Annotated in this window: 9 protein-coding genes; 1 reads left to right on the top strand and 8 read right to left on the bottom strand. The window is 70.5% G+C overall.

The genetic code is table 11. The features are described 5' to 3' along the window. Positions 1-264 precede the first annotated feature (264 nt). Positions 265-2388, bottom strand: coding sequence for a DNA gyrase/topoisomerase IV subunit B (locus OG798_RS37865; RefSeq protein ID WP_095852209.1), 2124 nt, complete (start codon positions 2386-2388; stop codon positions 265-267). Between the two features lie 441 nt (positions 2389-2829). On the opposite strand from OG798_RS37865, the gene OG798_RS37860 reads away from it, so the two are divergent. Beyond that, positions 2830-3060 carry a DUF7455 domain-containing protein gene (locus OG798_RS37860; protein ID WP_075030622.1) on the top strand — a complete coding sequence of 77 codons (231 nt, stop codon included), beginning with the start codon at positions 2830-2832 and terminating at the stop codon, positions 3058-3060. 400 nt (positions 3061-3460) lie between these two features. On the opposite strand, the gene OG798_RS37855 is transcribed toward OG798_RS37860, so the two are convergent. From OG798_RS37855 to OG798_RS37825, 7 genes are all read right to left on the bottom strand, one after another. Continuing rightward, positions 3461-4279: a serine protease gene (locus OG798_RS37855; RefSeq protein ID WP_267063002.1), complete on the bottom strand. Its 819-nt coding sequence runs from the start codon at positions 4277-4279 to the stop codon at positions 3461-3463. Positions 4280-4412: 133 nt separating this feature from the next. Beyond that, positions 4413-5948 carry an RNA polymerase sigma factor gene (locus OG798_RS37850; protein WP_060894398.1) on the bottom strand — a complete coding sequence of 512 codons (1536 nt, stop codon included), beginning with the start codon at positions 5946-5948 and terminating at the stop codon, positions 4413-4415. Positions 5949-6401: 453 nt separating this feature from the next. Continuing rightward, positions 6402-7289, bottom strand: a complete 888-nt coding sequence (locus OG798_RS37845; RefSeq protein WP_159064415.1) for a FadR/GntR family transcriptional regulator — start codon at positions 7287-7289, stop codon at positions 6402-6404. A 162-nt stretch (positions 7290-7451) separates the two neighbouring features. After that, the gene (locus tag OG798_RS37840) at positions 7452-9365 is read right to left on the bottom strand and encodes an ATP-binding cassette domain-containing protein (protein WP_328758405.1); all 1914 of its coding nucleotides are present in this window, start codon (positions 9363-9365) and stop codon (positions 7452-7454) included. Between the two features lie 111 nt (positions 9366-9476). After that, entirely contained in the window at positions 9477-10235 is a 759-nt protein-coding gene (locus OG798_RS37835) for an NUDIX hydrolase (protein ID WP_067375254.1), read from the bottom strand. 131 nt (positions 10236-10366) lie between these two features. Next, entirely contained in the window at positions 10367-12502 is a 2136-nt protein-coding gene (locus OG798_RS37830; protein WP_328758403.1) for a glycogen debranching N-terminal domain-containing protein, read from the bottom strand. 377 nt (positions 12503-12879) lie between these two features. Continuing rightward, positions 12880-14406, bottom strand: coding sequence for a DUF4192 domain-containing protein (locus OG798_RS37825; RefSeq protein ID WP_328758402.1), 1527 nt, complete (start codon positions 14404-14406; stop codon positions 12880-12882). Between the last annotated feature and the right edge of the window lie 132 nt (positions 14407-14538).

The raw sequence follows: 14538 nt of genomic DNA, 5'->3' as shown, positions 1-14538 counted from the left end.
CCACGGGTGGAGCCCCCACGGCCCGCGACCCACCAACCGCGCTTCTCGCCCCCGCCGCCCCTACCCGACCCATCCCAGGGGCTGCGCCCCCAGACCCCCCTTTCGGCCTGAAGGGCCTCGTCCTCCAACGCCGGACGGGCTGAAAGACGGGCGCCAAGCGCTTCTCGCAGGCGCGGGGAACAGCACGCCCAGCCCCGCCCACCCGCTGCCGGCCCTCCCACGGCCCCGACCCACCGCCGGCGCCCGGTGCCGCCGGCGCAGCGCCTACGCGTCGATACGTGACCGATCCAGCGTCGCCGCAGAGCTGGAGATGAACTCCTTACGGGGAGCGACATCGTTCCCCATCAGCAGGTCAAACACCTGTTCGGACGCCTCCAGGTCGGAGATGTTGATCCGCCGCAGCGTCCGGTGGCGCGGGTCCATCGTCGTCTCCGCCAGCTGATCGGCGTCCATCTCGCCAAGACCCTTGTAACGCTGGATCGAGTCCTTGTAGCGCACGTTCTTGCGCTGCAGCTCCAGCAGCGTCTCGCGCAGCTCACGGTCCGAGTACGTGTAGATGTACTTGTCCTGGCCCTTCTTGGGCTGGCTCAGCTCGATGCGGTGCAGCGGCGGCACCGCCGCGAACACCCGCCCCGCCTCGACCATCGGCCGCATGTACCGCTGGAACAGCGTCAGCAGCAGAATCCGGATGTGCGCACCGTCGACGTCGGCATCCACGAGCAGGATGATCTTCCCGTACCGCGCCGCGTCGATGTCGAACGTCCGCCCGGACCCGGCCCCTATGACCTGGATGATCGCGCCGCACTCGGCGTTCTTGAGCATGTCCGTGACGGACGCCTTCTGGACGTTGAGGATCTTGCCGCGAATCGGCAGCAGCGCCTGGAACTCGGAGTTCCTGGCCAGCTTGGCGGTGCCGAGCGCGGAGTCCCCCTCGACGATGAACAGCTCGCTGCGCTCGACGTCGTCGCTGCGGCAGTCCGCGAGCTTGGCGGGCAGCGAGGAGGACTCGAGGGCCGTCTTGCGACGCTGCGCGTCCTTGTGCTGGCGGGCCGCGATCCGCGTACGCGCGGCAGCCACGGCCTTCTCCATCACGACCCGGGCCTGCGCGGCCGCGTCCCGCTTCGTGGTGGTCAGGAAGGCCTTGAGTTCGTTGGAGACCACGTTCGTCACGATCCGGCGGGCCGCCGAGGTGCCGAGGACCTCCTTGGTCTGCCCCTCGAACTGCGGCTCCGCTAGGCGCACGGTGACGACGGCGGTCAGTCCCTCCAGTGCGTCGTCCTTGACGATGTCGTCCTCGGCGACCCGCAGCAGCTTCTTGGCCCGCAGCACCTCGTTCATCGTCTTGGCGACGGCCTGCTCGAAGCCGGCGACGTGGGTGCCGCCCTTGGGGGTGGCGATGATGTTCACGAACGACTTGAGGTTCGTGTCGTAGCCGGTGCCCCAGCGCAGCGCCACATCGACGCCGAGCTCACGAGTGACCTCGGTGGGCGTCATCTGTCCGTGGTCGTCAAGGACCGGGACGGTCTCCTTGAAGGTGCCCTGCCCGGAGAAGCGGAGGACGTCGCAGACGGGCTTGTCGGTGGCCAGGTACTCGCAGAATTCGCTGATGCCGCCGTCGAAGCGGAAGGACTCCTCGCCCTTGCTACCGCCCTCGCCGAGCCCGTACTCGTCACGGACGACGATGGTCAGGCCGGGCACCAGGAACGCGGTCTGGCGGGCGCGCTGGTGCAGGTTCTCCAGGGAGAGCTTGGCGTCCTTGAGGAAGATCTGGCGGTCGGCCCAGTAGCGCACGCGCGTGCCGGTGCGGGTCTTGGGGATCCGCTTCAGCTTGCGCAGCCCGCTGGTCGCGTCGAAGGCGGCTTCGGAACCGTCCGCCTTGAACACTCCCGGGGTGCCGCGCCGGAAGCTCACCGCATGGGTGTGGCCACCACGGTCCACCTCGACGTCCAGACGGGCGGAGAGCGCGTTCACCACGGAGGCACCCACGCCGTGCAGACCGCCGGAGGCGGCGTACGAACCGCCCCCGAACTTGCCGCCCGCGTGCAGCTTGGTCATCACGACCTCGACGCCCGACATGCCGGTCTTGGGCTCCACGTCGACCGGGATGCCGCGGCCGTTGTCCCGCACCTCCACCGAGGCGTCGTCGTGCAGGATCACCTCGATGTGGTCACAGTAGCCCCCAAGGGCCTCGTCCACGGAGTTGTCGATGATCTCCCACAGGCAGTGCATCAGACCGCGGCTGTCGGTCGAGCCGATGTACATGCCGGGGCGCTTGCGTACGGCCTCGAGCCCCTCGAGGACGAGCAGGTGCCGCGCGGTGTAGTTGGAACCGTCCCGGTCTGCTCCGGTCAGCAACGCTGTGGACGGCACGGACGTGTCGGCGGTCACGCGGTTCGCTCCTCGCTGAATTTCAGATGGGACCCTTTTGGGTAAGGGGTCGGCTTCGGTCTCCGCTCAGAGGGTACCGAGGCCTGGTAGAGCCGTTGTAACGCCACCCTCGCATGAACTCAGACTAGTCCAGGCTCGCATGAGTGTTCGATCCCTCGATGGAGTGAAGTACATATCACGTTCCCTTCCAGGCATGAACCATTTAGGCTCCGGGCACGTCCTCATGAACAACCGGCAAGCCAGCCGGGGAGGACTTGACCCTGACAGACAGCGCGAACCCGTAAGACACAAAGACACGTAATACGGCTCATTCGCCGCCACCCGGCAGCAGACAGCCGCCCCGGAAGAATTTTTCGAGGAAAAGCCACGAGCGGGAACGTTTTCGGCCTGGTTGGATGTTGACCCTGGTACGACAGCTCGTCGAGCTAGAGAAGAGGCGACGTGACTACTGTTCTGACCCCCGCGAGCCCGCTGACGGCCGCTGACCGCTGCGACCGTTGCGGCGCCCAGGCATATCTGCGCGTCGTCCTCCTCAGCGGCGGTGAACTGCTCTTCTGCGCCCACCACGGGCGCAAGTTTGAGCCGGAACTCAAGAAGATCGCCGCTGAGATACAGGACGAGACGGAGCGACTCACGTCGGTCCCGGCAACGTCCAACGACGAAGAGCGCTGACACTTCGCGTCAACGACGACGAGCCAGCTCTGGCAATAGGCCGGTGTACGGGCGGTCACCCCTGCTACTCGGGGTGGCCGCCCGTATGCGTACCGCTTCCCGGCGGTACGGTGCGCCACCGCCCGGAGCGTCACGGCCCCGTGCGTACGTGACGCGCACCGGGCTCACGCACTTCACCGCGTCACCGGTCCACACCCTTGCCGCGCACCTTGACGCGCCAGCGGCCCGTACCGCTCCGGCACGCCTTCACGCACCACCGGCCCATACGGCTCCGGCACACCTCCACACGTCACCGGCCCGAATCGCTCCCGCGCACTCCCACGCGCCGCCTGGTTCACTTCCCCCGGCGCCCCGTGAGCCGCGATCCGCCGCGTTCCGCACCGCTTCCGCCCGTACGCCCTCAGTGGCTCGTGCCGAGCGCCTTGACGACGTCCGAGACCCGTGTGTAGACCCCGGGGCTTCCTGCCTGCCCACAGCCGTTACCCCACGACACAAGGCCGATCAGCCGCCCCTGGGCCACCAGCGGGCCACCGCTGTCCCCCTGACAGGCATCCCGCCCACCCGCGACCTCCCCGGCGCACACCATGGAAGTGGCTTGATAGGTTCCGTCTTCGCTCCCCGGGTACGCCTGCGCGCAGACGGAGTCGGACAGTACGTTCACGCTCGCGGACCGCAGACCGAGCGCGTAATTACCGGTGCCTGTCGTATCGCCCCAGCCGTAGACCGCGGCGGCCGTGCCGGGCGCGTACGCGGGATCCCCTGAGGGGGCCATACGGATGACCGAGCTCTGGGGCAGCGGGGAGGCGAGGGTGATTACGGCGAAATCCCCGGCGTTCGTGGCGGCGTTGTACTGCGGATTGACCCAGGTGTCGCGAACCGAGATCTCCTTCCCCTTGCTGGACAGCAGGTCGGTACGGTCCGCGATGACCTTCAAGTCGTGCATCTGCTGCGGTGGCGCCCCCAGCACGAGCGGGCTCAGGCAGTGAGCCGCGGTCAGCACGAGCGTCGGGCCGATCACGGCGCCCCCGCAGAATTGCCCGGCCCGCGTTCCCCCGAACCGGTCACGGCTGGACAGTGCCACCGTCCACGGACTCTGAGCGATGTCGACCGGATGGCCCCCGATGACGACGTCGTCGGTCGCGGCCGGGGCGGGGGATGCCAGCGGTATGAGGGCCGCGGCAGCCGCAAGGGCCAGTACTGGGGCGAAAGGACGGCGCATGCGCGTTCCTCACTCTGGGATGGTCATGGAAAACCCAGAGTGATCCAGCGGACGGCGGCGCGCACTCCATGGATGCGCCGAGGGCCCGGCTCCCCATCGGGAGTCGGGCCCTCGGCGACAGTACGGTCGAGACCTAGTCGAGGTAGTCGCGCAGCACCTGCGAACGCGACGGGTGGCGCAGCTTCGACATCGTCTTGGACTCGATCTGACGGATCCGCTCACGCGTGACGCCGTACACCTTGCCGATCTCGTCGAGGGTCTTCGGCTGACCGTCGGTGAGACCGAAACGCATGGAGACGACGCCCGCCTCGCGCTCGGACAGGGTGTCGAGGACGGAGTGCAGCTGCTCCTGGAGGAGCGTGAAACTGACCGCGTCGGCCGGGACGACGGCCTCGGAGTCCTCGATGAGGTCACCGAACTCGCTGTCGCCGTCCTCGCCCAGCGGGGTGTGCAGCGAGATGGGCTCGCGGCCGTACTTCTGGACCTCGATGACCTTCTCAGGGGTCATGTCGAGTTCCTTCGCCAGCTCCTCCGGGGTGGGCTCGCGGCCCAGGTCCTGGAGCATCTGGCGCTGCACGCGCGCGAGCTTGTTGATGACCTCGACCATGTGCACCGGGATACGGATGGTGCGGGCTTGGTCGGCCATCGCGCGGGTGATCGCCTGACGGATCCACCAGGTGGCGTACGTGGAGAACTTGTAGCCCTTGGTGTAGTCGAACTTCTCCACCGCGCGGATCAGACCGAGGTTGCCCTCCTGGATGAGGTCCAGGAAGAGCATGCCGCGGCCGGTGTAGCGCTTGGCCAGGGAGACCACCAGACGGAGGTTGGCCTCCAGGAGGTGGTTCTTGGCCCGACGGCCGTCCTCGGCGATGATCTCCAGCTCGCGCTTGAGCTTCGGGGCGAGCTTGTCGGCGTTGGCCAGCTTGTCCTCGGCGAAGAGGCCCGCCTCAATGCGCTTGGCGAGCTCGACCTCCTGCTCGGCGTTGAGCAGGGGGACCTTGCCGATCTGCTTGAGGTAGTCCTTGACCGGGTCGGCGGTGGCGCCGGCCGCGGCGACCTGCTGGGCGGGCGCGTCGTCCTCGTCCTCGTCGGACAGGACGAAGCCCTGGGCGCCGTCCTCGGCGGGCTCCTCGGCACCGGGCTTGCCCGGAGTCTCCTCGACCGCCTCGTCGTCGATCAGCTCGACGTCGTCCTTCTTGGCGGTGGTCTTCTTCGCGACGGCCTTCTTGGCGACCGTCTTCTTCGCGACGGCCTTCTTGGCGACCGTCTTCTTGGCAGCGACCTTCTTGGCGGACGCGTCCTCAGCCGGATCGTCGGCCATGGGCACCGCCGGGGCGGTGGTGGCGGTGGCCTTCTTGGTGGTCACCGTCTTCGCCGCGACCGTCTTGGTGGCGGTGCGCTTGGCCGGACTCTTCGCTGCGACGCTCTTTCGGGTGCGCTTGGGCTCCGCGGCACTGACCATCAGCGTCACACCCTCTTCCTCGAGGATCTGGTTGAGGCTGCGCAGTACGTTCTTCCACTGAGTGGCCGGAATCTGGTCAGCTTCGAAGGCCCGACGCACGTCATCGCCGGCGATCTGCCCCTCAGCCTTTCCCCGCTCAATGAGCGCCATGACAGAGACGGACTCGGCGATCTCCGGCGGGAGCGTACGGGATGTGCTGGCCGACACGAACAACCTCTCGGAACGTTGGAAAACGGCTTCCGGCCCCGTCCACTGCGGACAGGAGCCGACGACCGCCGACTTGGGGATGGGTCGACGGCGCGGGCGGGAGCCGGGAGGATGCACAGCGCCGTAAACGGCGTCCGTATTCCCTCCTCGGCTGTCACCTCTTAGGTCATCGCGCAGTTCCGAAGAGCGTTACGCCCAATCTGCGTGGCCCGAGTCACACCCCGTAAGTGCACAAAAGCGGCCAGATACGGTCAGAGGAGGTCAGCCGATGGACTCATCACCCCAAACCGATGGGTTCATCACCTCAACCGATGGCTTGATCACCTTCATCACATCGCCGGATCCCGCCGGATCCCGGAAGGATCCGACGGGGTCCGGCGGGGGATGTTCCGCCGACCAAGCGATGCCACGAGAGGGCACACGCCCCCCGACCGCGCCGCCCTCGGGGCGCGATCAGTGCTCGCGCGGCGCGGGCACCACGCGCTCCACCTCGGGGTGAACGGCGAGCAACTGCCGCATGGCCGCCTCGGCCGCCGCGCCGTCCGCCTCGGCCAAGGCGTCGACGATCCGGCCGTGGTGCGTCAAGGAGGTCTCGTTCGGCCGGTCACAGCCGGTGACAGGGCCGCCGGAGACCTGGAGCGCGGCCGAGACGATCCCGGAAAGGTGCTCCAGCATGCGATTGCCCGATACCTGGATGAGCAGCGAATGGAACTCCGCGTCGGCCCGCGAGAAGGTGAGCGAGTCACCCTGCGCCATGGCGTGGCCCATGATCTCGACCATGTCCCCGAGACGCTGCTGGACCTCCTCGCGCCCGTGCCCGGCGGCCAGACGCGCGGCGAGCGGCTCGATCGTCCAGCGCAGCTCGCTCAGCTCGCGCCGCTGATCGTCGCGCTGCGGTCCGAAGGCCCGCCATTCGATGATGTCCGGGTCGAGAAGATTCCAGTCACTGACGGGACGCACGCGCGTGCCGACGTTGGGGCGGGCGCTGACCAGCCCCTTCGCCTCCAGGACGCGGAGCGACTCACGGACGACGGTACGGGAGACCTCGAACCGCTGTCCGATCTCCTCGGGGACGAGCGGGCGGTCCGCGCCCAGGTCACCGGAGACGATCATCTGACCCAGCTGCTGAACGAGTTGGCCGTGCAGTCCGCGTCCGCGGCTGCCCGCGGCGCGCCGGCCGACGCGGCCCAGTTCCGGGTCCGCGCCCTCCCACGCGGAGGCGCCGACGCGTTCGGCACCAGGGCCCTCGGCGTAGGGGTAGCGGTCGAGTCCGCCCGGGCCGGCCAGGCCGGAGTCTGAGGAGCGGGCGGCGGTCATCATGGTGTGCGCAAGGGTACTCACGGATCATTTGTCGGCGCTGTCTCCAACTCCCTTGAGGTCTTTGGTGAAAAGCACACGAAAGGGTGATCGCTCACCGCGTCGCAATTGACGCCTTATCGGAAAGAAATGGGCGTTCTCCGGGGAGTTGTGCGCACGGCGGGAACGGAAGGGTAAGGACGGTCGTCATCGCACTCTGCTTCGCAGGGTCGTGAGCAGATACGCGCAGAGCAGAGCGGTCAGCGACAACATCAGGGCACCGCCCACGGGTTGGGCGACAAGGCGCGCCCCGGCCGCGATATAGCGCGCTCCCCCGAACGGCCATTGCATCAGCAGGAGCTCGCGCAGCCGCTCGGAAAACCCGGCCGCCTTCCGCACGGACGGTCCCGCCAAGGTCTTTTGTACGAGTGGTACGACCACGACCGGGACGGCGAGCACCGCCGCGAGCCCGGCGGTGGTGGACCGGAAGATGCCCGCCGCCAGCACTCCCGCCCAGGCGCAGCCCACCGTGAGGCCGATCCAACTCGCGCTCAGCGGAAGCCAGTCCGCGGGAACTCCGACGAGCTCTCGTCCGTAGACGAGATAGAGGATTTCGAGGTCGCAGCCCACCGTGAGGACGGCCAGCGCCAGCGCGGTGACCGAGGCGACGAGCAGTTTGGCGGCGAGCAGTCCCAGGCGGCGTGGGACAGTGCCGCGGTCCGTGGCCAGGGCGGGGTGGCGGAATTCCTCGCCGAAGGCGAGCGCCCCGAGCAGTCCCGCACCGAGCGCCGCGGGTGGCAGGGGGCATTCCCGCGGCCAGGCGGCCAGGAGTCGCGGCTGAGGTGTGTGACCGATTCTGGCCAGGAGTACGGACAGCAGGGCGGACGTGACCAGCACGGTGATCGCGGTGAGGTAGCCGGTGCCCACTCCGGTGGCGCGCCGCAGTTCGTAGCGCAGCGGACGCAGTGGGCTCGGGGCCTGGCGTACGGCGATGGGGGGCGGGAGCTGGGGCAGGTTCCGCGCGCCCGGCAAAGCGGCCGAACGGGTCCGCGCCTCGGTCGCCGGCCCCGGCTCGTCGGGCGTGTGCGCCCCGGTCGCGGCTACGGCGGTCGCGGGTTCGTCGGTCGCGGGTTCGTCGGTCGCGGGGGCGTCGTCCGTGGGGGTGGAGGTCGCGGAGGCAGAGGCCAGGAGGGCAGAGGTGACTACGGTCGCGGAGGCGAGGCCCTCGGCAGGGAGCGTGGCACGTGGCCCCATGTCGCCGGTCTCGTCGGCGAGTCGGTGTACGAGGATGCCGTGCCGGAAGGCGGTCTCACCGATGTCGGCGCAGGTGCTGCCGTACACCGAGAGCCGGTTGCCGTCCTCGCGCACGATCTCGACGGAACGCTGCGCGGCGCGCGCCTCCTTGGCGAGCAGGGCTCCGAGGCGGGCGGCGTGCGGACTGCGGACGGCGACCCGGGGGCGGAGCCGGGTGCGGGCGAAGTCCGCCGCCTCCTGGTCGGCGACGAGCCGGCCTCCCTCCAGCGTGATGACCCGGTCGGCTGTCCGAGCTGCCTCCTTGGGGTCGTCCGTGCTGAACAGAACGGTGCCTCCGTGGGCCGCGTGCGCCCGCAGAATCCCGTGCAGCCAACGACCTTCGGTGACGGAGAGACCGCCGGCGGGATCGTCGAGGACGAGGGTGTGCGGATCGGACAGCAGCGCACAGGCCAGGCCCAGACGGCGATCCATACCGCGCGACAGGGTGCCCAGGCGTTCGTCGCGCAGGCTCACGAGCCCGACGACCTCGATCACTTCGTCGACGCGCCGAATCGGGACACCGACGGCCGCGCACACCATGCCGAGCTGTCCGCGGATCGTACGCGCGGGATGGCCCGGCACCTCGCTCAGGAGCACACCGACTTCACGCGAGGGATGGGCGATCCGGTGCAGTGGACGGCCTCTGAAGTAGGTGATTCCACGGCCCCGCTGGAGTTCGAGCATGAGCCTCAGCGTCGTCGTCTTGCCCGCGCCCGGAACTCCGAGGAGCGCTGTGACACGACCCGGGCGCGCCTCGAAGGACACGTCGTCGACGGCGGGAGGAAGCTCCTTGCGGGGGTTGCTGGTCAATCCGATGGCCTGGATCACTCACAGCAAGATAGCGCGACATTTACGGTTTTTCGGGCACCTTGCGGCTCATCCGAGGCAGCTCTCTCCACTCTTTCGGCGCGAAGCGTCCCGTGAGTCGATCCGCTCTCGTCAGACTTCAGGGCGCAGCATCGGCGGATTGAGCAACGTGGCGCCGCCGGCACGGAACAGCTGCGCGGGCCGGCCGCCCTGGCGCGTGGTCGTGCCGCCCGTTGGCACGAGGAACCCCGGAGTGCCCGTCACCTTGCGGTGGAAGTTGCGCGGGTCGAGTGCCACCCCCCACACAGCCTCGTACACGCGGCGCAGCTCTCCGACGGTGAACTCGGACGGGCAGAAGGCGGTGGCCAGCGACGAGTACTCAATCTTGGACCGGGCGCGTTCCACCCCGTCCGAGAGGATCTGGGCGTGGTCGAAGGCGAGGGGTGCCGCCTGCTCTCCGTCGCGGCCGTAACCGCCCTGTTGCAGCAACTCCTCCACGGGCGCCCAGCGCGCGCTGTTGGCGTCGCCTCCGGCTCTGGGCGCGGGCAGATCGGGGGCCAGCGCGAGATGGGCGACGCTGACCACCCTCATCCGCGGGTCGCGCTTGGGGTCGCCGTAGGTCGCCAGCTGTTCCAGGTGCGCGCCGTTGTCCTGTGCCGGGGCCGAGGGGTCGTGAGCGCGCAGCCCGGTCTCCTCGACCAGCTCGCGCGCGGCCGCCTGTCCCAGGTCCTCGTCGGGCCGTACGAAGCCGCCCGGGAGCGCCCACCGTCCCTGGAAAGGCTGTTCCCCCCTCCGTACCGCCAGCGCACACAGGGCATGGCGACGCACGGTCAGCACGACCAGGTCCACGGTCACGGCAAAGGGCGGAAAGGCCGACGGGTCGTAGGGCATGCCGCGATCATAGTCGTCTGCCTGACGATAAACACGCCCTTCGTCAGTCGCTTCCACTGATGATCCACTCCCGTCCTGTACGGGCCCCACCGGCCGCTGCCGGCCGCCGTCCGAGGACGCGTCGCGCGAGGTCACACTCCCAACTGCAGTCCGTCGGCCGCCTCCTCCACCATCGCGAGACCGAGTCTGCTGACGCGCACGGAGAACGCGGCGCCCGCGATCCGCAGTCCCGTCAGTCCGACCTCGCCCAGCGGCGCGCTACTGACCGGGCGCAGTGTCACCGTCCGGGCCGGGGCGTCGGGGCGGATGCCCGCGAGGGAGGTGAGGAGCAGTACCCCGGCGGCCGCCGCCGTGGCCGCAGGCCGACAGGCAGCGGGGTGCGGGAGCGGGGCGCCGCCTTCCGTGCGCTGCTCTCCCGCGTACATCTCGGGCAGCCTGTTTCCGAAGGTCTCGGCGGCCGCCAGCAGCCCCCGGAGCAGGGCGCTCGCCTCCTTCTCGTAGCCGGCGGTGACCAGGCCGATGACGGCGGTCACGGTCTCCTGGACGCGCACGGCGCCACCGCGGTGTCCGAAGGGGTTGTACGCCGCCTCCTTGGCACCCAGGCTGCGCAGACCCCAACCGGAGTCCATGGCCGGGCCGCCGAACAGCCGTGCGAGCTGCTCGGTCTGCACCTTGTCGAGGAGGCAGGGGGCGAATACGCCGGAGCCGAGCAGTCCCGTGTCGAGGAGGTGGGCGGTGCTCGCGCCGAGGTGGGGTACGAGGCGCCCGTCCGGGGCCCGGGCGGCCGCCGGTCTGCCGCCTCCCCGGTCCTCGGCCCAGAAGTCGCCGCGGAACGCGGTCCGCAGTTCCTGGGCCCACTGCACCAGTCCCTCACCACCCGGCCGGCCGTACGTGTCGAGCAGATCGGCGCCCAGCAGTGCCGCGCGGTGGGCGTGCGCCTGCGTTTCGCATCGGAACGGACCGCCGGGGTGCCGGTCGGGCAGATAGGTGCCGTCACCGACGGTGGTCCGCAGCCATGCGAGGCACCGCTCGGCCGCGGGCAGCAGTTCCTCGGTCTCCTGCTCCGGAAGTCCCCAGCGCCTGGCCTCCGCGAGCAGTACGGGGAACAGCAGGGTCGCCTCGGTGGCCGTGCAGCCCGGAGGCAGGTGCGGGCCGGCGTCCCGGCGCGGGCCGGGGATCAGGCCGGACTGCGCACCGGGGCCCGCGATTTGGGTGCGGGCGAGGATCCGCAGCGTGCCCGCGGCGAGCCGGGTGCCGAGTGGCAGTGTCATCCGGGCCGCGACCAGTGCCTCGGCCGGCGCCAGGCCGCATCGCCACGGCGCCCCCGCCGCGAGGTGCGTGTCCGACGGGTGGGCGGCATCGCGCAGCAGTAGCGCTTGGAGGTCCTCGAGGCAGGTGTCCATGAGTGCCTGGACCCTGGGGTCGTCGCCGGTGGCCCGGGCGGCGGAGAACGGGCTCGTGGCGCCGCGGCCGACGACTCTGGCCGGCCCCGCACCGCCCGGTCGCACCCTCAACTCCACGCTGCGGGCGCCACCGGGTGGCAGTTCGAGCTCCCAGCGGAGCAGTCCCGCGGAGGCCAGGGCATCGGCAGGTGGTGGGTCGGCGGTGACGATCGAGCTGCCGGTGGCACAGGACCATCGCAGGCCCGAGTCGTGGACGCTGGCGGGCAGTTCGGGCCCGGCTCGGCCCGAGGCGACGGAGCCGAGCTCCGCGAGATCCGTAGCGAGCGCGACCTCGACGGGCACGCGCAGGACGCGGGGGGAGGCGCTGCGCAGCGTGATCCGCTCCGTGCCGTCCGCGTCGCGCGTCCGCTCCACGACCACGTCGGGATCCGGGCCGCCGTCGGCGGAGGCGCGCACCGTCCCGACAAAGCGGGCTCGGTCGGCGGCGACCATCCGGGCCTGCACGGCGAGCGGTTCGCGACCCGCCACTCGCACCTGGCAGCGGGACAGCGTCCGGCGGCCCGCGCGGTAGAACCCCTCCAGCCCGCGGCCGGTCAGCTGCCCATGGTCCGCGGAGATCACCAGTCCCGGCAGGGCGACGCAGATCAGGGCGTTGTGCACGGGTGGCAGGTCCGTGGTCCGGCGCGGCCCGGGAAGCGGGGTGTGACGAGCCGCCGGACCGCCCAGCCGTGCGAAGGGGCTCAAAGCGCTCTCGACCCCTGCGAACGGGGCCTGCGAACCGGCGCGACGCGGGAAGGGCTGAGCGGGCCCGCGCACCGGCGGGCGGACGCCGTCGGAATCGGAGGGGGGAATGGGCAGGTGCATGTGGCTTCCTCGGTCAGTGCGCCTGGGGCCCGCTCGGCGCCGGGTTGGGGGCTCCGGAGGGGCGAGGGCGTTCGGCGGCGCGGCCCGGCCACGGGTACCGCCGCACAGGTGAACGGAACGGCCCCGTCCGGGGTCACGCCTGGGCCGGGCAAGCAGACCGGATGGCGGTGGGATGGTCGGTGGGGCATACCGCGGACGGCTGGTACGGGTGCGGTGGGGGGCCAAGGGTTCGGGCTTGGAAATCGTGGGCGCGCGCCGTCCGCCCGTGCCGCGCGGGCTGGGGCGTGCCGCCGCCTCGGGTGGAGTGACATCCGGTGCCCGGGGCACCTCATGTGTCGCCCGACCCGATAACCGGCGGTCCGCCACGCTCCCCACACTCACGTCTCCTCCCCCACAACCCGCCGACCGCCCTTGCGGCGGGCGCGAGCCCTTTCGCTCGCCGCCTCAGGCTCGCGCCCAGGTCCCTTCCCGCCGGGCGCGGCCTCATCGGTGGGCCGACGCCGGCGGAGGCTACTCGCCCCGGGGGGACGCCCGCCTCCGCGCGGTGCCCCGATCCCCGCCGTGCGTGCCCTGCGCCGGCGTCGGTTCGAGGTGCCCGGCGGCTCGGCGACATCGCGCGGCGTCGAGCGATCGGGACCCGCTGGCTGTTCCGCTTCCACCCCGGTCCGGTCGGTGCGCTCCGCGCGCAGGCAGCGGCGGATCGACTCCGGGTCGAGGCCCTCGTTGCACGCCTGGTGCAGGAGACGGGCGAAGAGGTAGTCGGGATCGGCTCCGAGTGCCATCGCCAGGGCCTCGCGAGCCTCCAGTTCGTCACCGGTCGACCAGGCGACCCACCCGGCGAGGGTGAGGGGTGCCGCCGCGTGCTCGCCGTAGGAGCCGACGCAGCGGCGGGCCAGCGCCCGCCAGAGGCGCAGGGCAGCGCCGGCCTCGTCGCCCTCCATCCACTCGGCGGCGCGGTCGCGGGTTGCGCGGTCCTGGAGTCCGAGAATCAGGGTGGCGGCCTCGTCGTGCTCCAGGAGGCCGTCATCGCGCAGGTCCGCCGGGCGTGTGCCGGACACGGGCGGGGCGTCGGCGAACCGCTTCATGATCCGCCGGGCCAGTCCGAGGGTCTCCTCGGCCACCTCCGCACGGCCCTCGCCGTCGAGGATCCTGGGAACCAGGGCCATGCTCGCCGTGTCGAGCGCGATCTGCTGCTCCGGTGCGGCCGCGCCTTCCCACGGAATGAACCGAGCGGTGAATTCCCTCAGCGATCCGCGCACTTGGAGGCCGGCGTAGGTCGCGGCGGCGGCAAGGACGGAGGTGCCGGGCAGTCCCATCGGATGCCCCTCGGACGAACAGCACCCCTGGCCGGGGCAGCAGTACGACCAGAAGCGGCCGTCGGAGATGCACAGGGCCTCAATGACGGGGACGTCGAGGCGACCGCAGGCCGTGCGCAGAAACTGCGCGAGGGGCCGCAGACGTTCCATGACGTCCCGTCCCGACTCTCCGGTCCCCGGCTCCTGGCAGAGGTAGGCGACCATGCTCTCGGGCCGTGCCCCTCTGCGCTCGCTTCCCTTCACCAGTCCTTGCGCCAGCTGATCGGCGACGGACGGCCAGTCGTCCGCGTGGGCAGGGATGCCGAGCCGTGCCCGCCCGCCGAAGCGGCCGCGCCTCTCCCCGTCGTGCAGGGCTACCAGCACGATGCTGTCCTCGGGCCGGTAGCCGAGCAGGTAGGGCAGGGCATCGGCCAGTTCGGCCGGTGTGCGCAGGGTCACCTGATGCTGCCCGGGCAGGTCGTGCCCATCGTGCGCGCCCCGTCCGCTGCGCGCGCTCGGCGCGTGGGCCGCGCTGTCTCCCCCGTGCCGACCGCGCCCGCTGATGTCACTGTCACCGGACATGCCGGCCGCTTCGCTGTGATTCGTCATGCCGTGACCATCCCGCGGATCCTGAAGTTCCGCTTTGCCCTGTGGATAACCCTGGCCATGACCACGACATGACTTGTCCACAACCCGGCGGCCTCGTTCGCGCGATGTCCGACCCATCGGGTTGCATGGGGC

It is taken from the genome of Streptomyces sp. NBC_00271 (assembly GCF_036178845.1).
Taxonomy (GTDB): domain Bacteria; phylum Actinomycetota; class Actinomycetes; order Streptomycetales; family Streptomycetaceae; genus Streptomyces.
The sequence above is the reverse complement of the archived record's forward strand: the minus strand, read 5'-3'. Positions and strand labels throughout refer to the sequence as shown.

Coding starts and splice junctions, on each gene's coding strand:
- OG798_RS37830 (WP_328758403.1), bottom strand. CDS start 12,502: ATGCACCTGCCCATTCCCCCCTCCGATTCCGACGGCGTCCGCCCGCCG.
- OG798_RS37825 (WP_328758402.1), bottom strand. CDS start 14,406: ATGACGAATCACAGCGAAGCGGCCGGCATGTCCGGTGACAGTGACATC.
- OG798_RS37855 (WP_267063002.1), bottom strand. CDS start 4,279: ATGCGCCGTCCTTTCGCCCCAGTACTGGCCCTTGCGGCTGCCGCGGCC.
- OG798_RS37835 (WP_067375254.1), bottom strand. CDS start 10,235: ATGCCCTACGACCCGTCGGCCTTTCCGCCCTTTGCCGTGACCGTGGAC.